The sequence below is a fragment of the Streptomyces sp. NPDC006516 genome (assembly GCF_040611875.1).
Taxonomy (GTDB): Bacteria; Actinomycetota; Actinomycetes; order Streptomycetales; family Streptomycetaceae; genus Streptomyces.
In genome coordinates this window covers 21196-46238 of the sequence record NZ_JBEXPD010000016.1, presented here as the reverse complement: position 1 = coordinate 46238, position 25043 = coordinate 21196, and the positions used below count along the sequence as shown (strand labels likewise).

The 25043-nt window shown below is 70.6% G+C and carries 21 protein-coding genes; 10 read left to right on the top strand and 11 right to left on the bottom strand.

Annotated elements, in window-relative coordinates:
- Nucleotides 1-91 precede the first annotated feature (91 nt).
- From ABZY45_RS30820 to ABZY45_RS30805, 4 genes are all read right to left on the bottom strand, one after another.
- On the bottom strand, nt 92-2257 hold the full coding sequence (locus ABZY45_RS30820) for a SpoIIE family protein phosphatase (protein ID WP_356745263.1): 2166 nt from the start codon (nt 2255-2257) through the stop codon (nt 92-94).
- A gap of 199 nt (nt 2258-2456) precedes the next feature.
- Nucleotides 2457-3740: an MFS transporter gene (locus ABZY45_RS30815; RefSeq protein WP_356745261.1), complete on the bottom strand. Its 1284-nt coding sequence runs from the start codon at nt 3738-3740 to the stop codon at nt 2457-2459.
- Between the two features lie 362 nt (nt 3741-4102).
- Entirely contained in the window at nt 4103-5287 is a 1185-nt protein-coding gene (locus ABZY45_RS30810) for an SGNH/GDSL hydrolase family protein (RefSeq protein WP_356745259.1), read from the bottom strand.
- Between the two features lie 56 nt (nt 5288-5343).
- A complete protein-coding gene (locus tag ABZY45_RS30805) occupies nt 5344-5913 on the bottom strand; it encodes a WHG domain-containing protein (protein WP_356745257.1) in 570 nt (189 codons plus the stop codon).
- Between the two features lie 346 nt (nt 5914-6259).
- On the opposite strand from ABZY45_RS30805, the gene kdpF reads away from it, so the two are divergent.
- From kdpF to ABZY45_RS30770, 7 genes are all read left to right on the top strand, one after another.
- A complete protein-coding gene (gene kdpF / locus ABZY45_RS30800) occupies nt 6260-6349 on the top strand; it encodes a K(+)-transporting ATPase subunit F (RefSeq protein WP_356745255.1) in 90 nt (29 codons plus the stop codon).
- Between the two features lie 8 nt (nt 6350-6357).
- On the top strand, nt 6358-8022 hold the full coding sequence (kdpA, locus tag ABZY45_RS30795; RefSeq protein WP_356745253.1) for a potassium-transporting ATPase subunit KdpA: 1665 nt from the start codon (nt 6358-6360) through the stop codon (nt 8020-8022).
- Nucleotides 8019-10118, top strand: coding sequence for a potassium-transporting ATPase subunit KdpB (gene kdpB, locus ABZY45_RS30790; RefSeq protein WP_356745251.1), 2100 nt, complete (start codon nt 8019-8021; stop codon nt 10116-10118). The genes kdpA and kdpB overlap by 4 nt, the downstream gene beginning before the upstream one ends.
- A gap of 21 nt (nt 10119-10139) precedes the next feature.
- Entirely contained in the window at nt 10140-10817 is a 678-nt protein-coding gene (locus ABZY45_RS30785) for a potassium-transporting ATPase subunit C (protein WP_356745249.1), read from the top strand.
- Nucleotides 10818-11406: 589 nt separating this feature from the next.
- On the top strand, nt 11407-12336 hold the full coding sequence (locus tag ABZY45_RS30780; protein WP_356745441.1) for a glycoside hydrolase family 11 protein: 930 nt from the start codon (nt 11407-11409) through the stop codon (nt 12334-12336).
- 123 nt (nt 12337-12459) lie between these two features.
- Nucleotides 12460-13449 carry a polysaccharide deacetylase family protein gene (locus ABZY45_RS30775; protein WP_356745247.1) on the top strand — a complete coding sequence of 330 codons (990 nt, stop codon included), beginning with the start codon at nt 12460-12462 and terminating at the stop codon, nt 13447-13449.
- 176 nt (nt 13450-13625) lie between these two features.
- Nucleotides 13626-14441, top strand: coding sequence for an SAM-dependent methyltransferase (locus ABZY45_RS30770; protein WP_356745245.1), 816 nt, complete (start codon nt 13626-13628; stop codon nt 14439-14441).
- A 67-nt stretch (nt 14442-14508) separates the two neighbouring features.
- Here the strand turns inward: ABZY45_RS30770 and ABZY45_RS30765 are convergent, their stop codons facing one another.
- Nucleotides 14509-15177 carry a DUF998 domain-containing protein gene (locus tag ABZY45_RS30765; RefSeq protein ID WP_356745243.1) on the bottom strand — a complete coding sequence of 223 codons (669 nt, stop codon included), beginning with the start codon at nt 15175-15177 and terminating at the stop codon, nt 14509-14511.
- Nucleotides 15178-15324: 147 nt separating this feature from the next.
- Here ABZY45_RS30765 and ABZY45_RS30760 point away from each other — a divergent pair, with 147 nt between their 5' ends.
- On the top strand, nt 15325-15588 hold the full coding sequence (locus ABZY45_RS30760; protein ID WP_356745241.1) for a DUF5133 domain-containing protein: 264 nt from the start codon (nt 15325-15327) through the stop codon (nt 15586-15588).
- Between the two features lie 96 nt (nt 15589-15684).
- Here the strand turns inward: ABZY45_RS30760 and ABZY45_RS30755 are convergent, their stop codons facing one another.
- The 5 genes from ABZY45_RS30755 to ABZY45_RS30735 form a co-directional block, all read right to left on the bottom strand.
- Nucleotides 15685-16041 (bottom strand): hypothetical protein, encoded by a 357-nt coding sequence (locus ABZY45_RS30755; protein ID WP_356745239.1) that lies wholly within the window; start codon nt 16039-16041, stop codon nt 15685-15687.
- A 103-nt stretch (nt 16042-16144) separates the two neighbouring features.
- Entirely contained in the window at nt 16145-17863 is a 1719-nt protein-coding gene (locus ABZY45_RS30750) for an acyl-CoA dehydrogenase family protein (RefSeq protein ID WP_356745237.1), read from the bottom strand.
- A 48-nt stretch (nt 17864-17911) separates the two neighbouring features.
- Nucleotides 17912-18478, bottom strand: a complete 567-nt coding sequence (locus ABZY45_RS30745; protein ID WP_356745235.1) for a PadR family transcriptional regulator — start codon at nt 18476-18478, stop codon at nt 17912-17914.
- 98 nt (nt 18479-18576) lie between these two features.
- Nucleotides 18577-19791, bottom strand: coding sequence for a D-mannonate dehydratase ManD (gene manD, locus ABZY45_RS30740; RefSeq protein ID WP_356745233.1), 1215 nt, complete (start codon nt 19789-19791; stop codon nt 18577-18579).
- Between the two features lie 150 nt (nt 19792-19941).
- Entirely contained in the window at nt 19942-20496 is a 555-nt protein-coding gene (locus ABZY45_RS30735; RefSeq protein ID WP_356745231.1) for an NUDIX hydrolase, read from the bottom strand.
- 238 nt (nt 20497-20734) lie between these two features.
- Here ABZY45_RS30735 and ABZY45_RS30730 point away from each other — a divergent pair, with 238 nt between their 5' ends.
- Entirely contained in the window at nt 20735-21367 is a 633-nt protein-coding gene (locus tag ABZY45_RS30730) for a DUF4232 domain-containing protein (protein ID WP_356745229.1), read from the top strand.
- A 105-nt stretch (nt 21368-21472) separates the two neighbouring features.
- Entirely contained in the window at nt 21473-22501 is a 1029-nt protein-coding gene (locus tag ABZY45_RS30725) for a bile acid:sodium symporter family protein (protein WP_356745227.1), read from the top strand.
- Between the two features lie 553 nt (nt 22502-23054).
- Here ABZY45_RS30725 and ABZY45_RS30720 read toward each other — a convergent pair.
- Complete coding sequence (locus ABZY45_RS30720) at nt 23055-24152, bottom strand: PP2C family protein-serine/threonine phosphatase (protein WP_356745225.1); 1098 nt, start codon at nt 24150-24152, stop codon at nt 23055-23057.
- Between the last annotated feature and the right edge of the window lie 891 nt (nt 24153-25043).

Here is a 25043-nt window from a genome sequence, read left to right as displayed (position 1 = left end):
TGCTCTCCGGCCTCTCGGCACGGAGGCGGGGCGACCCGCCGCCCCGCACCGCACGGATGCCCACCCGGCCGGGGCTGACGGGCGGCGGGCCTCAGACGGGGTCGGCCTCCTCGGCGCCGGGCAGCGGCTGCTCCGCCCAGATGGTCTTTCCCGTCGCCGTGTAGCGGGTTCCCCAGCGCTCGGTGAGGCTGGCGACGAGCAGGAGGCCGCGTCCCCCCTCGTCGAAGATGCGGGCGCGGCGCAGGTGCGGGGCGGTACTGCTGCCGTCGACGACCTCACAGATGAGGGCGGTGCCCCTGATGAGCCGGAGCTGGATGGGTTCGCCGCCGTAGCGGATGGCGTTGGTGACCAGTTCGCTGACGACCAGTTCCGTCGTGAACACTGCGTCGTCCAGGCCCCATGCCATCAGTTGGGCGGAGGCGCGTTTGCGTGCGTTGGACACGACGGCCGGGTCCGCGACCAGGTCCCACGAGGCGTAGTGTCCCGCGTCCAGGCGACGCGTGCGGGCCAGCAGCAGGGCGACGTCGTCGTTCGGCTGCTCGGGGACCATGGCGTCCATGACGGTGTCGCAGGTCTCTTCCAAGGTCTGCGCGGGATGCCCGAGCAGACCCCGCAGCTCGGCGAGTGCGGCATCGATGTCCCCGCCCGCCGTCTCGATCAGCCCGTCCGTGTAGAGCGCCAGCCGGCTGCCCTCGGCCAGTTCGAAGTCGGCGGCCTCGAAGGTCAGGCCCCCCACTCCCAGCGGTGGGCCGGCGGGAAGGGACAGCTGCTCGACAGTGCCGTCCGGCCTGGCCAGCATCGGCTCGGGGTGCCCCGCCCTGGCCATCGTGCAGCGTCCGGTCGCCGGGTCGTACACCGCGTAGAGGCAGGTCGCGCCGGCGACCGTCGCGCTTTCGGCGCTGTCCGCGGGCTGCTCCCGGTCGAGTGTCATCACCAGGTCGTCGAGCTGGGTGAGCAGTTCCTCCGGGGCGAGATCGACGTCGGCGAGCGTCCGTACGGCGGTGCGGAGCCTGCCCATCGTCGCCGAGGCGTGGAGGCCGTGGCCGACGACGTCACCGACGACCAGGGCGACGCGGGCGCCGGAGAGCGGGATGATGTCGAACCAGTCCCCGCCGATGCCCGCGCCGTCGGTGTTCGGGAGATAGCGTGCGGTGGCCTCGACGGCCTGCTGACGTGCGGCGCGGCGCGGCAGCAGACTGCGCTGCAGAGCGAGCGCCGTGGCGCGCTCGCGGGTGTAGCGCCGGGCGTTGTCGATGCAGACGGCGGCCCGTGAGCCGAGCTCCGCGGCGAGTTGCAGGTCGGCGGTGACGAATCCGCCGGGTGTCCTGTGCCGGCAGAACAGGGCTGTGCCGAGGATGACCCCTCGGGCCCGCAGCGGAACCACCAGCACCGAATGGACCTTGTGGTCGCGCAGGCTCCGCGCCCGTGCGGGGTCCTCCGTCCACTGCCGCAGGAGGGACTCCTCGTCGACCGAGCAGCGGGATGGTTCCCCGCGGGTCAGGGCGCGGCCCACGACCGATTCCCGGTCGTAGGCGTGCAGCTCTCCGAGCGGCACCACGGATTCGGGGGAGTCTCCGAGTACGGAACGCTGGGCCACCCGGCGGAAGGTGATTTTCTCCCTGTGCAGCACGGAGCGGGCCTCGTCGCCGGTGAGCACCTCGGAGAGCAGGTCGACCGTCACGAAGTCGGCGAAGTCCTCGATGGCGAGTTCGGCCAGTTCCTCGGCGGTGCGGCCCACGTCGAGGGTGCTGCCGAGCTGCATGCTGGCCTTGGTCAGTACGGCCAGGCGCCGACGCGCCCAGAACTGCTCGGTCGTGTCGAGCGTCACGACGGACACGCCCTGGACCTCGCCGGCGGCGTCGCGTACGGGCGACAGGGCCGCCTGCCAGATGTGCTCGGCGTCCCGCACGACGAGGTGCGTCTCGTACGGCTCGCCCTCGCCTGTGTTCATCACCCGTGCGACCGCTTCGGCGAGCCCTTCGCCGCCCTCCAGGACCAGCCCGGGCTCGACCTCCCCCGGCAGCAGCCCGAGCATCGACGCCTCGCTCCTGCCGACCGCGCCCGCCGCCGCCGCGTTGGCCATGGCCAGCATCTGGTCACGGCCGAAATAGGCGACCGGAACCGGCAGCTGCTCCAGGATCCGGCAGCGGACATCGTCCGGGGGCAGGGGGGCGGGCCGCCGGCCGGCGGCATCCGCCGGGGTCGGCTCATCGCCGTCCGGGGCCGGCCCCGCACCGCCCGCCTCATCCGTGCTCATGGGCCCATCACTCGTCCTCCCTGCCTGGGCAGGTCGCCCACGAACATATATTTTGCGACCTTTGTTCAAGAATGCCCTCGCCGGTTCCGGCTCTCAACCGTCCCTCTCCCCCGCACAGCCGTTTGGCTCAGCCGGCGCCGCGTCCATTCCGCCCCCTGCGGGCGGAGCCTGTCGTGGCGAGGACTGCACGTCGAGGACTTCACGCAGCGCCCTCCTGCGGCAGGGACCGCCCCATGCGGGCGAGCGGGGAGAGCGCGAACAGCACCGGGGAGAGCAGCATTCCGGCGGTCACCGCCAGGAGACCGCCGCGCAGCCCCCACTCCTGCGCGAGCTGTCCGCCGAGCAGCGAACCGAGGGGCGCGAGGCCCAGTCCGGCGAAGTTGACCGTCGCGGCCACCCGGCCCTGCATCCCGTCCGGGGTGACGGCCTGCCGCACTGCCATGACCGTGACGTTCACCAGTTGACCGAACACCCCGAAGACGGCGTTCACGGCCAGCAGCACGGGGACCGTCACCGCGGGCGATCCGTGCAGCGCGGGCACGCACAGCATCACGGCGTCGCCGATAGCGGCGGCGTACACCAGTACGGGGCCGTAGCCGAAGCGGCGCGGCAGCCGGGCGGCCAGCAGGGAGCCGACCAGCCCGCCCGGCCCGGTCGCGGCGAGCGCCAGGCCGATGGCGGCGCCGGACAGGTGCAGTTCACGCGGCAGGAAGAGGAGCTGGACCGTCAGGGTCGCGGCGAGGAAGAACTGGAAGGCGCCCGAGGCGAGCACCACGGTCCGCAGCGAGACATCCGCGGCCACGAAGGCGAGACCTTCCTGGATCCTTCGCCGTACCGGGACGCGTCCCGATGACGTGGGTGCGGTTTCGCCCCCGCGGATCCGCCTGATCGACAGGAAGGACAGGGCGAAGAAGGCCGCGCCCGCCGCCGCGCCGGCCGCTGCCGACAGGAACGACACCAGCGCGCCTCCCAGGGCGGGGCCGCCGAACTGGGCCGCGGACCGGCTGCCTTCGAGTGCGCTGTTGCCCTGTAGCAGATACTCGCGGTCCACCAGACGTACGAGGGAGGCTTGGTAGGCCACGTCGAAGAAGACGGACAGGGCCCCGGCCAGGAAGACGGTGGCGAACAGAGCCGGGAGGCCGAGCAGGCCCAGGAAGCCGGCTGCCGCCGCGCAGGCCAGCAGCGCCGTGCGGCCGATGTCGGTCAGCACCATCACGGTGCGGGTCCGCCATCGGTCCACCCACACGCCGGCGACGAGCGAGAGCAGCAGGACGGGCACCTGGCCCGCCGCGCGAAGCGCGCCGACCCGGTCGGCGCCCGCGTCGAGCGTCAGCACGGCGAACAGCGGCAGGACGATCAGGCTGGTGTGCTCGCCGAGCTGGGAGGCCGTCTGGCCCACCCAGAGCCGGCGGAAGTCCCGGTCCCGCCACAGGCTCGGCGGAACCGGGCGTCCGGAATCGGACACAGCGGAGGAGGACGGCATGGATGCCCCTGGGTACGCCGGAACACGAGGCCTGCTGCCCGGACGGACGGCAGACGCCGTCGGCGGGCCCGGGACAGGAAGGATCGCTGTGCCGCGTGACAGGGGCAGCACGCGATGACGGGCCGATGACGGCCTGAGACGTCAGCGCGCGCCTGGACTACCGGGCATGCCTCAGCTCCTCGGGGTCACTCTCCGCACCGGAGGGTACGCGCCGCGGTCCGGCCGCGAAAGTGGTTTCGGGAAGGTCCGCGCGCTCGGTTCCCCCGCTCCGCGCCGCGCGGCAGTACGTCCGCTCCCCTCCACCGCCAGTTCACCGCGACGGCCCGCGCGCTCAGCCCTCGCGACGGCGTGCGCGGCTTCGCTCAGTCCCCCGCGACGGCCAGAGGGCCCGCGGTGCGGAACGCCAGCTCGGCGAAGCGCTCGCCCATGAGGCGGTGGGTGGCGGCGTCGGGATGGAGTGCGTCCGGGAGCGGAAATTCGGCGGAGTCCGCCTCGCCGTAGAGCTCACGGCCGTCGAGGTGGTGCAGGTCCGGGTCCTCCGCCGACCGCTGCGTGACGATGCGGGCGAGCTCGTCCCGGATGACGCTCAGGGTGAGCTTTCCGGCGGCGGGCTCGGCGGGGTCACCGGCGGCACGGAAGCTCAGCCGCCCCTCGCTCATGGCGCCGAGGTCCGGGGTGCTGGGGCCCGGGGTGTCCTCGTGGATGGGGCACAGGACGGGAGAGACGACCAGCAGCGGGGTGGTGGGGTGGCCTTCACGGATCGTGTCCAGGAAGCCGTGGACCGCCGGGGTGAAGGCGCGCAGGCGCATCAGGTCGGTATTGACCAGGTTGATTCCGATCTTCACGCTGATCAGGTCGGCGGGGGTGTCACGCATCGTGCGGGCGGTGAACGGATCGAGCAGGGCGCTGCCGGCCAGGCCGAGGTTGATCAGCTCCACACCGCCGAGGGCAGCGGCCAGCGCCGGCCAGGTGGTGGTCGGGCTCGCGGCGTCGGAGCCATGGCTTATGGAGCTGCCGTGGTGCAGCCAGACGGGACGGCCCCGGTCGGGCGCCGGCTCGACGGGGGCGTCGCTGCGCAGGGCGACCAGCTCGGTGGCCTCGTTGTGCGGCAGCCAGATCTCGATGTCCTTCGGGTCGGCGGACAGACCGCTGAAGCGCACGGTGCCCACCGGGCCCGGCAGGAGTTCGGCCGAGCCGGTGGCCATGTCGACGGCCAGGGTGTTACCTCCGGCCACCGTGCCCTGGCCGGCGAGGCGGCCGTCGACCAGCAGGTCGTAGATCCCGTCGGGACGAGGCGGGGCGCCGGCGTACGCCCGCTTCGTGGGCAGGGTGTCCAGCTCCACGACGGTGGCCCGGGTGCGCAGGGCGAGCCGTACGCCGGCGGGCTGGGCCTCGGCCATGGCCAGTTGGCCGTCGGTGTACCGGGCGCGGACGCGGGCGGGCAGCCGGTGCGGCCGCAGACCGTGTTCGGTCCGCTCCAGATCGAGGGCCCCACGCAGGAGCTTCTCGGTGAGGGGTGTGGTCATCAGCTCGGGGTGGGTGCTCATCTGCGGCTGCCTTCGTCTCTGATCTGTTCGTCCTGCTGGGGGAGGTCGCGCCCTGATCAGGGCGCGGGCCAGTTCCGCAGCAGGGCGTCGAGCGCGTCCAGGACCCTGGACCAGGTCTCCTCCGTACCGGGGGCGCTGTGGCTGAAGCTGCCGCCGCTCTCCAGGCTGATGTAACCGTGGAAGACGCTGCCCAGGAGCCGTACCGCATGCGTCTGGTCCGGCTCCGTGAGGTCGTATCCGCGCAGGATCGCCCGGGTCATCTGCGCGTGCCTGACCCCCGCACTGGCCGCCGCCTCGTCCGGACCGAGCCGGAGCTGCGCCGCGGCGTAGCGACCGGGATGCTCCCGGGCGTAGTCGCGGTAGGCGTGCGCGAAGGCCTCCAGGGCGTCCTTGCCGGCGCGCCCCGCGAGCGCCGCCGCGACACGGTCGGCCAGCTCCTCCAGAGCCAGCAGGGCGATCCTCGTCTTGAGGTCCTGGGAGCTCTTCACGTGCGAGTAGAGGCTGGCGTCCTTGACACCGAACTGCCGGGCGAGTGCCGCGACGGTCACCTTGTCGAAGCCGACCTCGTCGGCCAGCTCCGCGCCCGCCTTCGTGAGGCGTTCCGCTGTCAGACCCACTCTTGCCACCCCGGCTCCTCACCTCCACCGAGCCCGTCCGGCCTCGGCCGATCCGATTATGCATTTACCTAAGGTGGTTAGGCAAATACCCAAGGGCACTAGAAAGTGTGCCGGCTCACGGAGCGCGGGAGCAGTGCGTACGGACCGCGTCAAGAAGTCCGCCCGGCCCGTATGGAGCCCGTCAATGGGGTGCGACGCGCGGCTGACCTCGCGGTTTGCTCTAGTTCGGCCACCCCGGCCGATTCGGTTCCCTTCACTTCACACAGGAGCTCACGATGGCCGATCTGGCCTTCGTCGCCACCACGATCGCGGTCTTCGCACTGGTGGCACTCATCGCACGGGGGGTGACGAAGCTGTGACCGCCGAGAACATCGCCGGACTGATCGTGGCCGTCGCCCTGCTGACGTACCTCGTCCTCGCGCTCGTGTACCCCGAGAGGTTCTGAAGCCCGCCATGAGCCCCGTATCCGCAGGTGTGCTCCAGCTGCTCGCGCTGATCTCCGCGCTGGCCCTGGCATACCGTCCGCTCGGCGACCACATGGCCCGGGTGTACTCCTCCGGCAGGCACCACAGGCCGGAGAAGTGGATCTATCGTGCCATCGGCGCGAACCCGTCGGCCGCGATGCACTGGCCCGCCTACCTGCGCGGCGTACTCGCGTTCTCCGCGGTGGGCGTCCTCTTCCTCTACGCGCTGCAGCGCGTCCAGGGGCACCTGCCCGGCTCGCTCGGCTTCGTGTCGATCGACCCGGACCAGGCGTTCAACACCGCGGCGTCCTTCGTGGCGAACACCAACTGGCAGTCCTACTACGGCGAGCAGGCCATGGGCCACGTCGTGCAGACGGGCGGCCTGGCGGTGCAGAACTTCGTCTCGGCCGCCGTCGGCATGGCCGTCGCCGTGGCTCTCGTACGCGGATTCGCGCACTCCCGCACCGGCGAACTCGGCAACTTCTGGACGGACCTGGTGCGCGGCACCCTGCGCATCCTGCTGCCGATCTCGGTGGTCGGCGCCGTGGTCCTGGTGGCGTGCGGTGTGATCCAGAACTTCTCCGGCATCCACGAGGTCGGGCAGTTCTCGGGCGGCGTCCAGCAGTGGAACGGCGGCGCGGTCGCCTCGCAGGAGGTCATCAAGGAACTGGGGACGAACGGGGGCGGCTACTTCAACGCCAACTCCGCCCACCCCTTCGAGAACCCCACCCCGTTCTCCAACCTCTTCGAGATCTTCCTGATCCTCCTGATCCCGTTCGCGCTCACCCGGACCTTCGGCCGTATGGTCGGCAACCTGCGGCAGGGCTACGCGATCCTCGCCACGATGGCCACGATCTGGATCGCGTTCACGGCCCTGATGATGTGGACCGAGTTCGCCCACCACGGCCCCGCCCCCGAGCTCGCGGGCGGATCGATGGAGGGCAAGGAGAACCGCTTCGGCATCGCCGGCTCCTCCATCTTCGCCGTGGCGACGACCCTCACGTCGACCGGCGCGGTCAACTCCTTCCACTCCTCCTACACCGGGCTCGGCGGCGGCATCACCATGCTGGGCATGCAGTTGGGCGAGATCGCACCCGGCGGCGTCGGATCCGGCCTCTACGGCATGCTGATCATGGCGGTCATCGCGGTGTTCGTCGCGGGTCTCATGGTCGGCCGTACGCCCGAGTACCTCGGCAAGAAGATCGGCACCCGTCAGATCAAGCTCGCGGCCTGCTACATCCTGATCACCCCGGCACTGGTCCTCTGCTTCACCGCGCTGGCGCTGGCACTGCCCACCCCCGGCGACTCGATGACCAACAACGGCGCCCACGGCTTCTCCGAGATCCTCTACGCCTACACCTCGGGGGCCAACAACAACGGTTCCGCCTTCGCCGGGCTGAACGCCGACACCCAGTGGTTCAACAGCACCATCGGCATCGCGATGCTGCTCGGCCGGTTCCTGCCGATCGTCTTCGTCCTGGCGCTGGCCGGCTCGCTGGCCGAACAACCGCCCGTCCCGGCCACAGCGGGCACCTTGCGCACCGACAAGCCCCTGTACGCGGGCCTGCTCGTCGGCACCATCCTCATCCTCACCGGTCTGACCTACTTCCCGGCCCTGGCGCTGGGTCCGCTCGCCGAAGGGCTCGCCTCATGAGCACCGTCACCCCCACCCGTTCCCCGCGCGAGGGCCTGACCGGCGACGCTCCGGCCGCTCCGCGCCGTGTCGGCGGGGGCCTCTTCGATCCGAAACAGCTGCTCGCGTCGTCCCCTGACGCGCTGCGCAAGCTCGATCCGCGCGTCATGGTCAAGTCGCCCGTCATGTTCGTGGTGCTCGTCGGCTCGGTGGTCACCACCGTGCTGGCACTCAGGGATCCCGGTGACTGGTTCGGCTGGGCCATCACCGCCTGGCTGTGGCTGACGACGATCTTCGCCAACCTCGCCGAGGCGGTCGCGGAGGGCCGTGGCAAGGCGCAGGCGGACACCCTGCGCCAGGCCAAGTCCGGCACGGTGGCCCGGCGCCTGAGCGGCGGCGACGAGGTGGAGGTTCCCGGCACGGGGCTGCGCGTCGGCGACCTCGTCGTCTGCGAGGCCGGTGACATCGTCCCGGGCGACGGTGACGTGGTGGAGGGTGTGGCGTCCGTCGACGAGTCCGCGATCACGGGCGAGTCCGCCCCCGTGATCAGGGAGTCGGGCGGCGACCGCAGCGCGGTCACCGGTGGCACGAAGGTGCTCTCCGACCGGATCGTCGTCCGGATCACCACCAAGCCGGGTGAGACCTTCATCGACCGGATGATCGCCCTGGTCGAGGGCGCGGCGCGGCAGAAGACCCCGAACGAGATCGCGCTCAACATCCTGCTGGCGTCGCTGACCATCGTCTTCCTGCTCGCTGTGGTGACGCTCCAGCCATTCGCGGTCCATGCCGGTGCCAGGCAGTCCATGATCGTGCTCACGGCGCTGCTCGTCTGCCTGATCCCCACGACCATCGGCGCGCTGCTCTCCGCGATCGGCATCGCCGGGATGGACCGCCTCGTCCAGCGCAACGTCCTGGCGATGTCGGGGCGAGCGGTGGAGGCGGCGGGTGACGTCTCGACGCTGCTGCTCGACAAGATCGGCACGATCACGCTCGGAAACCGGCAGGCGGCGGACTTCATACCGGTCCGGGTAGCCGGCGAGGCCGAGCTGGCCGGGGCCGCGCAGCTGTCGTCGCTCGCCGACGAGACCCCCGAGGGCCGCTCGATCGTGGCGCTCGCGCAGGAGAAGTACGGCCTGCGCCCCCGGCACCGGGACGAGCTCAGCGGTGCCGCGTGGGTCGCCTTCACCGCCCGTACGCGTATGTCCGGGGTGGACGTGGACGGCCTCAAGGCCCGCAAGGGCGCGGCCGGTTCGGTCATGGCCTGGGTCAAGGAGCGCGGAGGTACCGTGGCGGATGACGCCGCCGCACTCGCCGCCCGGGTCTCCGAGGCGGGAGGCACGCCCCTGCTGGTCGCGGTCGAGGACGCGGAGGGCGCCCGGATCCTGGGTGTCGTCCATCTCAAGGACGTGATCAAGGAGGGCATGCGGGAACGGTTCGCCGAACTGCGCCGGATGGGCATCCGGACGGTCATGATCACCGGCGACAACCCGCTGACCGCCAAGGCGATAGCCGAGGAGGCGGGGGTCGACGACTTCCTCGCGGAGGCGACTCCCGAGGACAAGATGGCCCTGATCAAGCGCGAGCAGGCCGGGGGCAAGCTCGTCGCGATGACGGGCGACGGCACGAACGACGCCCCCGCACTCGCCCAGGCGGACGTCGGCGTGGCGATGAACACGGGCACCTCGGCCGCCAAGGAGGCCGGGAACATGGTGGACCTGGACTCCGACCCCACCAAGCTCATCGAGATCGTCGCGATCGGCAACCAACTCCTCATCACACGGGGCGCGTTGACCACGTTTTCCATCGCCAACGACGTGGCCAAGTACTTCGCGATCATCCCGGCCATGTTCGCGGTGGTGTATCCGGGCCTGGACAAGCTCAACCTCATGGGTCTCGCGTCACCCGAGTCGGCGATCCTGTCGGCGGTCATCTTCAACGCGCTGATCATCGTCGCCCTCGTGCCGCTCGCCCTCAGGGGTGTCCGCTACCGCCCGATGGGCGCCGACACGATGCTCCGGCGCAATCTCGGGATCTACGGACTCGGCGGCCTGATCGCCCCGTTCATCGGCATCAAGATCATTGATCTGCTCCTCTCCCTCATCCCCGGGCTCGCCTGAACAGGAACGTGCTGACCGATCATGAACACCTCCCTCAAGAACACCGCACGGCTGCTCGGAGCCGGGACGCGCGCCCTGCTCGTCCTGACCGTCATCTGCGGAGTCCTCTACCCGCTCGCCGTCACCGGCGTCGCCCAGGCATTCTTCGGCGACGAGGCGAACGGTTCCGAGATCAGCGACGCGAGTGGCCGCACGGTCGGCTCCTCCCTGATCGGGCAGCGCTACGACCTGCCGAAGAAGGACGCGGACGAGGCTGCCGAGCCGGATCTGAAGTGGTTCCAGCCCCGGCCCTCCAACGGCCTGGGTACCAACAGCGTCAACACCGGGTACTCCCTGATCCTCTCCGGCGCCACCAACCGCTCCGCGGACAACGAGGAGCTCGTCGCATGGGTGACCGACACCAAGGCCGACGTCGTGGCGGACAACTCCACCGACTCCTGGACGGTACGGCCGGAGGACGTGCCCGCCGACGCGGTCACCTCCTCCGGCTCGGGCCTCGACCCGGACATCTCCCCGGCGTACGCGAAGCTCCAGGTCCACCGGGTCGCCGAGCGCAACAGCCTCGACGTCGACCAGGTCTCCAGGCTCGTGGCCGAGCACACCGAGGGCCGCGTCCTGGGCTTCATGGGTGAGCCCCGCGTCAACGTCCTGGAACTCAACACCGCACTCCGGGATCTGGGCAAGGAGCCGAGCCGGTAGACGAACCACGCGCGTCCTCGAAGGCCACCGCGTGCGGGCATGCGGTGGCCTTCGCCGTCCCTCGCCCATGTTCCGACCGGCCGGACGTACGAGCCGGTCACCGACCCCGGTGCGACAGCACATCCCGACCCGAAAGTCGCTTCGAAACTTTCGAAAGCTGTCGCCACGCACTCTCACAGCACTCTTCGGGACGCCCTCCTGAACTCCTCACCACACAACCACGCATGCCACTGACCAGCAGCAATGCGCTCCCCCCTCCAGATCCGATCCAGCGACGCTTTCGTAATCTCTGCCGAAACTATTGACACCCCCTGTGCCCGGATCAACACTGTTCGCCGTCGACAGACCTCAACCACTGTCGATCCGGGCCCACTTCGGACCTGGTACTCCGGCCGGGTTCCGCGCCACCGGCGCGCGGTCGCCGTCATCGCATGTTCACCGTCAGCCCCACTGAGGGTGTCCCGCGCTGCCCGGAACCCACCGGCTTCACGAGGACAGGGAGGAACGCACGCACATGAACGACGCACCCGCACAGTCGACGAGCCGTACGAGCAGCCGCTTCAGACGGTTCATCCGCAACGCCTTCGCCATGGCGACGGCCGTGGTGGCCGTGCTGGCACTGCCCGGCACCGCCAACGCCGACACGGTCGTGAACTCGAACCAGACCGGCACGAACAACGGCTACTACTACTCGTTCTGGACCGACAGCCCCGGCACGGTCTCGATGAACCTCGCTTCCGGGGGCAGCTACAGCACCTCGTGGAGCAACACCGGGAACTTCGTCGCCGGCAAGGGCTGGAGCACCGGCGGCCGCAGGAGCGTGACCTACTCGGGCACCTTCAACCCGTCCGGCAACGCCTATCTGACCCTCTACGGGTGGTCGACGAACCCGCTGGTCGAGTACTACATCGTCGACAACTGGGGCACCTACCGGCCGACGGGCACGTTCAAGGGAACCGTCACCAGCGACGGCGGCACCTACGACATCTACGAGACGACCCGGGTCAACGCCCCCTCCATCGAGGGCAACAAGACCTTCAAGCAGTTCTGGAGCGTCCGGCAGTCGAAGCGGACCGGCGGCACCATCACCACCGGCAACCACTTCGACGCGTGGGCACGCAACGGGATGAACCTGGGCACCATGAACTACATGATCATGGCGACGGAGGGCTACCAGAGCAGCGGTAACTCCAACATCGCCGTCGACAGTTCATCGGGCGGTGGCGGCGGCAACGGTGGTGGTGGCGGCGGTAGCGGCTGCACCGCGACGCTGTCCGCCGGCGACAAGTGGAGCGACCGCTACAACCTCAACGTCGCGGTGACCGGCTCCAGCAACTGGACGGTCACCATGAACGTCCCCTCCCCCGCCAAGATCCTCTCCACCTGGAACATCAGCGCGAGCTATCCCAGCTCCCAGGTACTCACCGCCAAACCCAACGGCAGCGGGAACAACTGGGGAGCCACCATCCAGGCCAACGGAAACTGGACCTGGCCCACCGTCACCTGCACAGCGAGCTGACACACACCGAACCCGACCCGGAGGGGGCGGCTGCCCCACGCCGCCTCCTCCGGTCCCTTCGACCTGCCGCCCCGGGCCGGGGCGGTCTGCCGGTGTCCCACCAGGACGAGGAGGATCCACCCCATGCAGATCACGTCACGTCTCTCCGCACGCTCCGTGGTCACAGCGCTGGCCGTCGCGGCGATGACCGCGACGAGCGCCGTCGCCGCCGTCACCACCCCCGCGAACGCGGCTCCCGCCGCCGCCTGCAACGGATACGTCGGGCTCACCTTCGACGACGGGCCGTCCAGCAGCACGCCGGGACTGCTCAACGCCCTCAAGCAGAACGGCCTGCGGGCCACGATGTTCAACCAGGGCCAGTACGCGGCCTCCAACCCGGCGCAGGTGCGCGCGCAGGTGGACGCCGGCATGTGGGTCGGTAACCACAGCTACACCCATCCGCATCTGACCCAGCAGAGCCAGGCGCAGATCGACTCCGAGATCTCCCGCACCCAGCAGGCCGTCGCAGCCGGGGGCGGCGGCACGCCGAAGCTGTTCCGCCCTCCCTACGGCGAGACCAACTCCACGGTGCAGGCGGTCGCCGCCAAGTACGGTCTCACGCAGGTGATCTGGGACGTGGACTCCCAGGACTGGAACGGCGCGAGCACCGACGCGATCGTGCAGGCCGCTGCCCGCCTCACCGACGGGCAGGTCATCCTCATGCACGACTGGTCCGCCAACACACTCGCCGCGATCCCGCGTATCGCACAGGGTCTGGCCGGCCGAGGGCTCTGCTCCGGCATGATCTCCCCCCGTACCGGCCGAGCGGTGGCTCCGGACAGCGGCGGCACGGGTGGTGGCGGTACGGGGAGCTGCACCGCGACGTTGTCCGCAGGCAGCAGGTGGAGCGACCGTTACAACCTCGACGTCGCGGTGACCGGCTCCAGCAACTGGACGGTCACCATGAACCTCCCCTCCCCCGCCAAGGTCCTCTCCACCTGGAACATCAGCGCGAGCTACCCCAGCTCCCAGGTACTCACCGCCAAGCCCAACGGCAGTGGAAACACATGGGGAGCCACCATCCAGGCCAACGGAAACTGGACCTGGCCCACCGTCACCTGCACAGCGAGCTGACACGCCCACCCGCACCGGGGCGGCGGCCCCACACGCCGCCCCTCTCCGCCTGCCGGACCGAAACGTTATGGACCTCCGGCGCCCCAGTTGGGCCCTCCCCGGCCTTTTCGGCCCTCGTGTTCCCTATTCTGTTCGAAAGCTGATCATCCGCTGCCGCGTACACCCTGGAGCCCGCCATGTCCCGACCGGAGAACGATGCCCCCGCCCTGCGCATCGACACCAGCAGACCTCATCCCGCGCGGATGTACGACTGGTTCCTCGGCGGCAAGGACAACTACCCGGTCGACGAGGCGATGGGCCGTCAGATGCTAGCCGTCGAACCCGGGGTCCCGATCATGGCGAAGGTGAACCGGGCCTTCATGCACCGCGCCACCCGATGGCTGACGAGCCAGGGGATCCGCCAGTTCCTCGACATCGGCACGGGGATCCCGACCGAGCCCAACCTTCACCAGGTGGCCCAGCAGAAGGATCCCACCACGCGCGTCGTCTACTGCGACAACGACCCGATCGTGCTCGCCCACGCCGAAGCCCTGCTGAAGGGGACGCCGGAGGGAGCCATCGACTACGTGGAGGCGGACGCGCGTGATGTGGACTCCATCCTCGAACGCGCGGGCAAGACCCTGGACTTCGGCCGGCCCGTCGCACTGTCGTTGATCTCGCTCCTGCACTTCGTGAGCGACGAGGACGGTGCCTACGAGCTGGTGGACCGGCTCACCGAGGTGCTGGCACCGGGCAGCCACGTGGTCATATCGCACCTCACCGCCGACTTCCATCCGGCGGAGGCCCGCAAGGTCGACGAGCTCTACAAGGCCAACACGCTCACCCTCGCGCCCCGCAGCCGCGATCAGTTCGCCCGCTTCTTCGCCCCGCTCGACATCGTCGAACCGGGCATCGTGGCGGCCGAGTTGTGGCACCCCGAGCTCGGCGACCCGGTCCCGGGCCAGGACGACGTGGTGAGCGCGGGATACGTGGCGGTGGGCCGCAAGGCGTAGTCCACCGCGCGGCACCGCACGACCCGGCCCCGTCGATTCCCGCGCGCAGCGGAACGGCGGGGCCGGGTCATGCCTCCCGCCCTTCGCCGTCGGTGTGCCGGAAGCACGAGACGACCACCGCGAGCGGCCAGAACGACTGGAGGAAGGTGATGACGCGCTCGGCCGCTCCGGCGGTGTCCAGGTAGAACAGGGCCAGCAGGAACCAGCCGCCGCCCAGCCACATCAGCGCGGCGGCCGTGGCGGACGGCACGGGGCGCAGCCCCCAGGGCGGCCTTCGGCCGGCCGACGGTCCGGGGCGCGGCCAGGACGTGGTCCCTCCTTCCGGTGCGCTCCGCCGTACGAAGGCGTCGCGTGGCACGGCGAGGACCGGCCACAGGGCGAGGAGCGAGAAACCTGTTGTCACGACCACGCCGTGGGCGAAGGAGCCACCACTGCTCGGCGCCGGGAACAGCGCCAGCAGTATCGCCGTCAGTCCGCCACCGGCCAGCGCCAGCCGTCCGAAGGGTGCGGCGGGGCGCAGTCCGCAGGCGGTGACCACGTGGCAGACGCCCAGGGCGATCAGGGTTGACGTCATCACCCAGTATCCGGCAGCGCCATCTGCCGCGAGGATGCTGATCGTGGTGGTCGCGGGGTCGTAGCCAGGCCCTTGCAGCTCGGCCGAGACCGTCCAGCCTCCGACAAGGAGGACCGGAGCGGACATCGAGGAGATGAGGACCCACCAGGGGACAGATCGCATCGGAGAACGGTAGAACGCCGGGGCCGCCGAGGCAGGGTGCACACGCAGGCGGAGGCGTACTCCGCTCGTGGGCGGGTACACGCGTGAGGCCATGCGAGGAAGCGTGGCCCGCACCGGACGTGGATCGAACTCCGAGGAGAACCTGCTGTGCTGACCCCTGTTCCGCAGGACCTGCGAATCGCTCTGGCCCGCTACGCCGACGCCCGCATCGAGGACGCCCGCCGCTCCACCGGCGCCACCGCCCAGGCCGTGGAGGACGCCACCTACACGCTGTGTGTGATGACCGGCACCCGTGAGATCTCCCAGGCCCTGAGTGTCGCCGACTCCATGCTCGGCGTGGACCCCGCTGAGGCACCGGCCGGGCGGCTGCACACCGGCCCGCAGCAGGACGACAGGCTCCAGACCGCCTGAGCGGTCACCGGAAGCAGCACGGCGCCGGGTGGGATCGAGGACGCCGGCCCCGAACGGGGGCCGGCACCTGATCCCACCCGGCGCCTGTGTGCGCCCTCATTGCGGGGCAGCCTGCAGGGACTCGTAGTACGTGCCCAGCTTCCGCAGATAGAAGAGGTCACCCGTGTCCTGGTCCCGCTCGAAGCGCGGGGCTTCCTTGATCTGCTCCCTGGTGCACCCGACCCTGACCACGCGTGCGGAATCGTCGACGGCGGTCACCGTGCCCGCGGGCACGACGACGCTTCTGCCGAACTTCCAGACCCCGGCGTCGACCACCAGGTGATCGAAGCCAGGGACCTGGGAGACCCTGACGACGACTCCCACGTTTCCGTCGTCCGCCTCCACCGCGTATTCGATCAGGTCGTCGTCCAGCGAGCGGTTCAGCTGTGCGGGACAGGCCCAGACCGTTTCCATGGTCATCTCCTCATGGCAGGGGCCGAATCCGGCCGCGGGACTTCCATATGCCCCCGGAAGCGCGGTCGATGCGGCCTGGAACCTGTCTCGTGCCCCGGTCGGCCTACTGCGCCGTCTCGTACGCCCCCGAGAGCGCCTCGACGCGCTCCCAGATCCGTGCCGCCCGGGCGCCGTCGGCGACGGGACGCCGTACCGCGGCGATGGCCCAGGCCTGCTGTTCCTCGGTGGCGGAGTCCTTGCCGTGCAGTTCGACGGCGTGCGCGGAGAAGTCCCGGACGAGCACGGAGAACAGCTCGTCGAGCACGTCCTCGTCCAGATCCGTCAGCCTGGCCTGTTCCAGGATCAGCTGGCCGTGCACCACCAGCGCGAACAGCTGGCCGACGGACAGCAGGAAGTCGAGATCGCGGGACTGCTCCTCACCGGGGGCAGCGTGGGCGACGAAGTCGCACAGGGCGTCGGCCTGCTCGCGGAAGCGGGCGACGTTGGGGACACCCGCGTATGCGTCGTAGGCGGGGCGCCAGTCGTGGAAGCGTACGGAGCCCAGGCCCCTGGCCGGTCCCTGCCGGAAGAGGAACGCGTCGTCCGCCGCTTCGAGCCGGGTCCCGACGGGCTCGTACCCCGCGGGCTCCAGCAGGTGGTTGCGCATGAACTTCAGGATGAGGGCGAGGTTGACGTGGACCGTGCCCTCCAGCTTGGGCAGGCTCCGGATCTCCACCGCGGCCTGGGCGAAGTAGGTGTCCTTCTCGAAGCCCTTGGCCGCGATGACGTCCCACATCAGGTCGATGACCTTCTCGCCCTCCGTGGTCACCTTCATCTTCGTCATCGGGTTGAACAGCAGGTAGCGGCGGTCGTCCGGGCCGGCCGAGCGGAAGTAGTCGACGGCGCGGTCGCTGAACAGCTTCATGCCGACGAGCCGGACGTACGCGTCGGCGAGCTCACGGCGTACGTGCGGGAAAGCCGTCACGGGGCGGCCGTAGAGGATGCGGTTGTGCGCGTGGGTGACGGCCTCGTACATCGCGTGCTCGCAGATGCCGATCGAGGCAGTGCAGAGGTTGAACTTGCCCACGTTGACGGTGTTGAGGGCGGCGTCGAAGGCGGCGCGTCCGGTGTGCAGGACGTCGTCGGGTCCCACCGGGTAGCCGTCGAGGCGGAACTCGCTGACGTACTTGGAGGAGTCGACGACGTTCTGCACCAGATGGTAGGCGGGATGGCGGCTGTCGGCCGCGAAGAAGACGTATCCGTCGGGGCCCTCGACGTCGGTGCGGCGGCCGAAGACGGAGACGAGACCGGCGGCGTTGCCGTTGCCTATGTAGTACTTCGAGCCGGTGGCCCGGAAGCCGCCGTCGCTGTCCGGTTCCAGAAGCATGTCGGTGGAGTAGATGTCGGCGCCGTGCGCCTTCTCCGACAGGCCGAACGCGAACACCTCCCCCTCGGAGAGGAGCCGGGCCGCGCGGCTGCGGGCGGCGGCGTTGTCGCTCTGCCACACCGGGCCGAGCCCGAGGATCGTCACCTGCCAGGCGTACCAGTAGTCGAGTCCGTAGAAACCGAGGATCTCGTTGAGCGCGGCGATCCTGGCCGTGTCCCAGCGCCGGTCCTCGCTCTCCGTGGCGGACGCGGGGGTGAGGAAGGTGGCGAACAGGCTCTCCTTCGCCGCGAAGTCGAGGAACTCACCGAGCCAGGCGCGGGAGCGGTAGTCCTCGACGAGCCGGCGCTTGCCACGCGCCTCGAACCAGTCGACGGTGGCCCGCAGCAGCCTGCGGGTCTCGGGGTCGAAGTGCGCCGGGTCGTAGGTGCGCGGGTTGAACAGCAGCGGGTCGGCCATGGCTGTGTGCCTTCCGGAGGGAGAGGTGCGGGTGGGAGGTTGTGTGGTTCAGGTGCGAGGGCGGGCGCGGCCGAGCCGGTCGAGCGTGGCGAGTACGTCGTCGAGCCAGGCCACCGTCATGCGTTCGTACGCGATGCCGCCGCGCAGCACGACATGCTGCAGCTCCTGACCGGTGTCGAGCGGTGCGGGGGCGTCGGGTCCGGTGAAGTCACGCAGTTCTCCGGCGAGGTAGTGCGCGAGCCGTTCGCTGTGCACCTGGTGGTGCCGTACGACCTCGCGGACCAGTGCGGCCGGGTCGTCGAACGCCGCTCCCCGGATCTTCACAGCGAGATCGTGGCGGAGGCTCTCGGGTTCGATCGGTTCGTGCAGCCATCGGGAGAGCGTGGCGCGCCCGGGGCCGGCCACGGAGTACTCCTTCTTGTCCGGCCTGCCCTCCTGCGGCACCTCGCGGACGTCGAGCAGGCCGTCGCCCTCCATGCGCTTCAGTACGCGATAGATCTGCTGGTGCGTGGCGGTCCAGAAGTATCCGATGGACCGCTCGAACCGCCGGGCCAGCTCGTAGCCGGAGCCCGGCTGTTCCAGCAGGGAGACGAGGATCGCGTGGTCGAGCGCCATGCCCCGATCGTTCTATGCAACTCGTTGCATAGCAAGGGGCGGCGGCCGGGTGAGACGCGCCTCACCCGGCCGCCGCCGCCTGGGCGCCCACGACGGGGTTACCAGTCGTGGACCGTGCCGTCCTGGAGGCGGTTGACGGGCAGGTACGCCGCTTCGTAGGGGTGGGCCGCCGCCGCCTTCTCGTCGAGCTCCACACCGATGCCCGAGGCCTCGCCGGGGTGCAGGTGCCCGTCGGTGAAGGTGTAGGCGTGCCGGAAGACCTCGTCCGTGAGCGGTTCGTGGCCCGCGTACTCCTGGATCCCGAAGTTGTGCACGGCGAGGTCGAGGTGGATCGCTGCCGCCATTCCGACCGGCGAGATGTCCTGCGGGCCGTGCACGGCGGTCTTTATCTGGTGGAGCGCGGCGAAGTCGGCCAGCTTCCTGAGCGGAGTGACACCACCGAAGTGCGTGACGGCGGACCTGACGTAGTCGATCAGCTGCTCCGTGATGAGCGTCTGGTAGTCGTGGACGGTGTTGAAGACCTCGCCCACGGCCAGCGGGGTGGTGGTGTGGCGGCGTATCAGGCGGAAGGCCTCCTGGTTCTCCGCGGGAGTGCTGTCCTCCAGCCAGAACGGCCGGTACGGCTCCAGGTCGTTGCCGAGCCGGGCCGCCTGGGCGGGCGTGAGGCGGTGGTGCGCGTCGTGGAGAAGGGGCAGTTCCTCCCCGAACTCCGCGCGGACCGCCTCGAAGACGGCGGGAGCGTGGCGCAGGTAGGCGTCGGTGTCCCAGTCCTCGACCAGGGGCCTGGCCTGCTGATGGAGGACGGGCGACCCGTCGTCGTGCGTGGTGTGCACCCCGTACACGGCCTTGAGACCGGGGACCCCGGACTGGACGCGCACCGCCTGGTATCCCTCGGCGAGGCGGGCCCGCACGGAGTCGAGCAGTTCCGGGATGTCCTTGCCGTTGGCGTGGCCGTAGGTGCGGACGCGGTCCCTGCTGGCGCCTCCGAGGAGCTGGTACAGCGGGAGTCCGGCGGCTTTGCCCTTTATGTCCCACAGCGCGACGTCGACGGCGGCGATGGCGGCCATCGTCACCGGTCCGCGCCGCCAGTAGGCCCCTCGGTACAGGGATTGCCACATGTCCTCGATGCGGTGCGGGTCGAGACCGATCAGCAGGGGGACGACGTGGTCGGTGAGGTAGCTGACCACGGCCAGCTCCCGGCCGTTGAGCGTGGCGTCGCCCAGTCCGGTGAGCCCTTCGTCGGTCGTCAGCTTGAGCGTGACGAAGTTCCGGCCGGGGCTGGTGACGACCACCGTGGCGTCGACGATCTTCATGCGGATGCACTCTCCGATGCGAGGGGCGGGGCGGACCGGCTCAGCCCTTGGCTGCACCCGGCGTCAACCCTGCACCACAGTGATCGGCTCGGGCGCGCCGGGGGCGCGGTGCGCCGGACTCGCGCCGGACTGGTGTCGGGGGACGGTGCCTCAGTCACCCGTGCGCAGGAGGCCGGCCGCGACGAGTCCGGCGAGGCCCAGGTCCGTGTCCGTGTACTCCCCGCCGAGAAGGTGGGCCGTGTAGGCGTCACGCTCCAGCAGGAGCGGCTCCAGGAACTCCTCCGCGTCGGGGGTGGGTTCGGCGATCTTGTGGCAGCCCCGCGCCAGCACCCCGTACCGCACGTGCGTCGCGAAGGAGGCGAGGTACGTCCGCATGAAGACCTCGACGGTCCCCGCCCGGTGTCCGGTCTCCTCCAGGAGCTCCCGTTCCGCCGCGCGCAGTACGTCCTCGCCCGGCTCGACCATGCCACCGGGGAGCTCTGCCAGCACCTTGCCGGGGCCGGGACGGAACTGACGTACGAGAACGCCCCGGCCGTCCTGGGTGAAGGCGACGAGGGCGACCGTGCGGGGACCGTGGAGGACGTCCCAGTCCGACTCCCTTCCGTCGGGCTGCACGTAGGTGCGGCATCGCACGTCCAGGTAGCCCGCCGGCCCGGGACGCTCGCTGCTCAGCGTCCACTCCAGCGGGTCACGGCTCTGCGTCATGAGCGGGAGGATGTCCAGCCCACGGCACGGCAAAACGGTCCCGTACCTGAAGCGCGCCACCGGTGCACCCGGCGGGACGCATGGCGGGCCGCCGGGCGGGCACGAGCTTCCTGGAGGCGGCGCCCTTCGACGCACGATGATTTTCGGCCGGCCCGCAGCCCTCCGCGCCACTGTCGCGTGCCTCACCTGTGCACGCGTTCGTGCGGAGCACTCGACGCCTCTCACCCCAGGGGAAATCATGCGTCTTCACAGGACATCCGCCGCCATCGCCGTCGCCGCCGCGACCGCCCTCTCCCTCACCGCGTGCGACGGTGAAGGCGCCGCCGACAGCGCACCCGCCGGTGCCTCGGCGTCGGCCATCCCTGACACGGGGGCTTCCCGCGACGGCGGCACCGAGAGCCCAAGTGCCGCGGAGAGTACGGAAGCCACGGGCGGAGGCGACACCCAGGCCTCCGCATCCGGCGCCCCGCGCGTGGGGGACGGCACCTGCCGGACCTCGGACCTCTCCTTCAGCAGTTCCGGGGGTATGGCGGAGGGTGAGGTACTGATCAACCTGAAGAACACCGGATCCGCCGCCTGCTCCATGCGCGGATTCCCGGGGCTGGACCTGGAGGGCAAGGACGGCACGGTGAGCGCCGAGCGCAGCGACCGGTCCGCTCCGACCGTCACCCTGGCCCCCGGGGAGGGGACCAACTTCTCCCTGCACTTCCCGCCAGGCACGGGCGACGGCTCGGGGGTCACGTTCACCTCGGCACTGGTGACCCCGCCGAACGAGACGCACGCGCACCGCATGTCACTCGCCGTCGGCGTCCCCGTGGACGCCGGCACCGCACACCGGATCACGGTGGATCCGGTCGGGTCTGGGAAGTAGGCATGCCGAGATCCGGGGTGCTCCGCTCCGACACATCCTGGACATTCTGTCCGTATGATGAGACGCGTTTGCGGAGCCCGGGGCACACGGCGTCTCATCGCGCCTGTGCAGAACGAACAGATAACCCCTGATCAAACCCCCTCCGACGACAAGGGAGCGAGGCGCGCCGTCACGGTGTTCCCCGTACTCGTGCTCGTGGCGGGTGCAGCCGGTCTCGTCACTCCCGGCACGTTCGCCGGCTGGACGGAGTCGGTCCCCTACCTGCTCGGCGTCGTCATGTTCTGCATGGGGCTGACGATGACCCCGCTCGATTTCAAGGGTGTGGCGAGGCGGCCGTGGGCCGTGGCGATCGGTCTGGTCGCGCACTATGTGATCATGCCGGGCCTCGGCTGGATCATCGCTCATCTGCTGGGGCTGCCTCCGCAGCTCGCGGCAGGACTGATCCTTGTCGGCTGCGCGCCGAGCGGCACGGCGTCCAACGTGGTGACCTTCCTCGCCCGCGGCGACGTGGCGCTGTCGGTGTCCGTGGCGACCGTATCCACTCTGGTCGCTCCCCTGGTGACGCCTCCCCTGACGCTGCTCCTGGCCGGTGAGTACCTGCCCGTGGACGCCGGTTCGATGATCACGGACATCCTCAAGACCGTGCTTCTCCCGGTCCTCGGCGGCCTGGTGGTGCGGCTCGTCTTCGGCAAACTCGTCGACAGGGTCCTGGGCGTCATGCCGTGGCTGTCGTCCCTGGCGGTCGCCGCGATCGTGTGCGCCGTCGTGGCGGGCAGCGCGAGCATGATCAAGTCGGCCGCTCTCACCGTCCTGCTCGCCGTCGTCCTGCACAACGGCCTGGGACTAGCCCTCGGCTACGCCGCGGGCAAGGCCGCCCGGCTCGGCCGGCCCGCCAGCCGCGCCATGGCTTTCGAGGTCGGCATGCAGAACTCCGGACTCGCCGCCTCGCTCGCCACCGCCCATTTCAGCCCGCTGGCCGCTCTGCCGGCCGCGGTGTTCTCCGTGTGGCACAACATCTCGGGCGCGCTGGTGGCCGCCTGGATGGCCCATCGCTCGCGGCGTGACGACGACGTGACCCCCTCGGCGGGGCGGACACAGGACAGCACCGCTGCTGCCGCCACCGGCAGCGCCTGACGCGAGACGCCCGGCCGGGACCGCCCGGCCGGGACCGCCCGGCCGGGCCTTTCGCCGGGCTGCCGTACGGTCCGTCAGTCACGCGGCACAGTCTGTCGGCCGCGCCGTACGGTTCGTCAGTCGCCCGGGTGGCTCACGACGGTCTGTGTCACCGCCGGGGAGTCCTGCGTCGAGCAGGTTCAGCGGTTGGGCCCGGACCGGGACGTCGAGTGCCGCCACCGCCTCGTCGCAGATCAGCAGGCTGGGCCTGGCCGCCAGGCCCGGGCCGGCGCGACCCGCCGGCGTTCACCGCCGGAGAGCGCGGCAGGACGGCAGCCGGCGTACGGGAGCGGCACCCCACTTGCGAGATGCAGGAGGCCGTTGACCATGCCCGCGCGGTCGGCCGCGTGGGCGAAGGCGCGGCGGACGTGAATGTCGTCGAAGGGTGCCTCGGTCGTGTCGAAGGCCAGGGAGACGACCGAACGATCGCCGGTGTATGTGACGCGCGCGCTATGTATGCCCTGAATTGCGGACTTCGGGCGTTGCACTCTCGGATGGAGCGCGGTGGCAGCTGTCAGGCTCCGGGGCGCACCCGGTGCAGCGCGAGCACAGCCTGGTCGTCCTGCGGCCGGCCACCGCTGTGCCGCCGGACGTCCTCGATCAGGGTGTCCAGGATCTGCCCCGGCGCCAGGCGGTCACGGGAGCGCGCCGTCCTGCCGAGCGCGATCGGCAGGCGGGCGACGGGGTCGTAGAACACTCCGTGCGGGTCCCTGGACTCAGTGACGCCGTCCGTGTAACAGAGCAGAGTGGCGCCGGGCGGAAAGCGGTAGCTGTCGACGGGCGCGGACCAGGTGCCCAGTCCGCCCATTCCCAGGGGGGGCGCCTCCTCGGAGGGCTCCAGGAGTGTGGCGCGGCCCTTCGCGTCGAGGAGCACCGGCGGAGGATGCCCCCGGTTGACGAGGCGCACGACGTCCAGGTCTTCGGAGAGCTCCGCGATGAGCGCCGTCGTGAACCCCTCCTCCTGTTCCTGGCCGCCGCGCCGCCCGCCCTCCCGCATCAGGGCCCGTTCCAGCCTGTCGACCAGCTGCGGGAGGTCCTCGGCCTCGTCCGCGGCATAGCGGAAGGCGCCCAGATCGACGCTGACGGCTCTGACCGCCCCGAGCCCCTTCCCTCGCACGTCACCGACCATGACGCGGATACCGAAGGGCGTGCTCTGCACCACGTACAGGTCACCGCCGATCGCGGCCTCGCTCTCCGCGGGCACGTACCGCGCGTCGATGCGCAGGTCCCCCAGACGCGACGGCGGGTCGGGCAGTACCGCCTGCTGGGCGACAGCCGCGACGTGCTGGGCCCGCCGGGTCCGGGCGTCCTGTCTGCGCAGTGTGCGGTGGATCAGGACGGCGAGCACGGTGAGGGCCGCGAGGGCGAGCTGGTTGGCCGCTCCCGCGTGCCAGCCGAAGGTACCGTCGATCCAGGCGAGAAACGCGTGTACGACCATCGAGGCGAGGCCCACCCCGATGATCCCGCGGACGCCGTGGAGCGGTGCCGCGGCGACGGGCGCCGCCATGAGGAGCGGGGCCGACGTCACGCCGTGCGGCGTGACCAGGTCGATCACCACGGCCATGACGATGAGACCTACGGGGATCCACTGGACTCTGAGCAGCTGCGGCACTCCCCCACGCTGCCTTCCCGCACGCTCCCGCGCATCCCGAGCGGCCGGCCGGCCTGCGGGGGCCACACCTGCCCCAGCCGTCGCGGCCCGCCCGGCCGCGCCCCCGCACTCGTCGCGGCCCGGAACCGGCACCACACCGGCCGCGGTCCGGAACCGCGACCACCCGCCCACGAAGCGGGCCCCCGGTCGTCGCCGCGCGCACCTCGGACGGCGGGCCCGCAACGGCCCGCCCGTCCGGCCCGCGTCGACCCGCCGCACGTGCTGTCCCGCCGCGCGGCGAGCCGCGCCGCGGGCCTCCGCCGTCAGGTCCCCGCGCCGCCGGTGACGCCTCGTCACCGCGCCCTCGCGCCCTTCGCGCGCAGAGGGCCGAGGCCGCGTGCGCAGTGGTCAGCACCCCACCCCGGACATACACTTGAGGTGTCTTCCGGCGCCCTCGCGGTCTCGCCGCAGCCGATGAACGACGCGAACGGGCGCACCCGGCACGCCGCATGCGGGGTGACCCTCGGCCCGACGCCGCGGAGCAGTTCATGGATGTCACATCCGAACGCATGGGACTCCCGCTCGTCCACGTCCGTGGATCCGTGGGAAAAGGCGTCCCTGGCCTGCGTCACGCCCCGCATCCGCGCGTTCCCGCGCTGCGGGAGCGACGAGGAATCCTCCCGTTCGAGGTCCGCCTGGGACAGGCCGCCGATTCCGGCGGCACACTGATCGTGGGCGTCGGCAGGAGAGAACCCGGGCCCGGAATCCGGGTGACGTGCAGTTCCACCGTTCCGGGCGCCGTCCGGGACCCCGCCCTCTGCGGCGATCCGCTGGGAGGGTGCGAAGGGACGGCTGGTCGTCGCCCCCTGGAACGGATCGCGCCCACCCTGCGGCTGCCGGGCTCGGCCCACC

Excerpts from the sequence above, each read along its gene's own strand:
- ABZY45_RS30820 (WP_356745263.1), bottom strand. The coding sequence starts at position 2,257 with ATGAGCACGGATGAGGCGGGCGGTGCGGGGCCGGCCCCGGACGGCGAT.
- ABZY45_RS30815 (WP_356745261.1), bottom strand. The coding sequence starts at position 3,740 with ATGCCGTCCTCCTCCGCTGTGTCCGATTCCGGACGCCCGGTTCCGCCG.
- ABZY45_RS30810 (WP_356745259.1), bottom strand. The coding sequence starts at position 5,287 with ATGAGCACCCACCCCGAGCTGATGACCACACCCCTCACCGAGAAGCTC.
- kdpA (WP_356745253.1), top strand. The coding sequence starts at position 6,358 with ATGAGCCCCGTATCCGCAGGTGTGCTCCAGCTGCTCGCGCTGATCTCC.
- kdpB (WP_356745251.1), top strand. The coding sequence starts at position 8,019 with ATGAGCACCGTCACCCCCACCCGTTCCCCGCGCGAGGGCCTGACCGGC.
- ABZY45_RS30785 (WP_356745249.1), top strand. The coding sequence starts at position 10,140 with ATGAACACCTCCCTCAAGAACACCGCACGGCTGCTCGGAGCCGGGACG.
- ABZY45_RS30780 (WP_356745441.1), top strand. The coding sequence starts at position 11,407 with ATGGCGACGGCCGTGGTGGCCGTGCTGGCACTGCCCGGCACCGCCAAC.
- ABZY45_RS30775 (WP_356745247.1), top strand. The coding sequence starts at position 12,460 with ATGCAGATCACGTCACGTCTCTCCGCACGCTCCGTGGTCACAGCGCTG.
- ABZY45_RS30770 (WP_356745245.1), top strand. The coding sequence starts at position 13,626 with ATGTCCCGACCGGAGAACGATGCCCCCGCCCTGCGCATCGACACCAGC.
- ABZY45_RS30765 (WP_356745243.1), bottom strand. The coding sequence starts at position 15,177 with ATGCGATCTGTCCCCTGGTGGGTCCTCATCTCCTCGATGTCCGCTCCG.
- ABZY45_RS30755 (WP_356745239.1), bottom strand. The coding sequence starts at position 16,041 with ATGGAAACGGTCTGGGCCTGTCCCGCACAGCTGAACCGCTCGCTGGAC.
- ABZY45_RS30750 (WP_356745237.1), bottom strand. The coding sequence starts at position 17,863 with ATGGCCGACCCGCTGCTGTTCAACCCGCGCACCTACGACCCGGCGCAC.
- ABZY45_RS30745 (WP_356745235.1), bottom strand. The coding sequence starts at position 18,478 with ATGGCGCTCGACCACGCGATCCTCGTCTCCCTGCTGGAACAGCCGGGC.
- manD (WP_356745233.1), bottom strand. The coding sequence starts at position 19,791 with ATGAAGATCGTCGACGCCACGGTGGTCGTCACCAGCCCCGGCCGGAAC.
- ABZY45_RS30735 (WP_356745231.1), bottom strand. The coding sequence starts at position 20,496 with ATGACGCAGAGCCGTGACCCGCTGGAGTGGACGCTGAGCAGCGAGCGT.
- ABZY45_RS30730 (WP_356745229.1), top strand. The coding sequence starts at position 20,735 with ATGCGTCTTCACAGGACATCCGCCGCCATCGCCGTCGCCGCCGCGACC.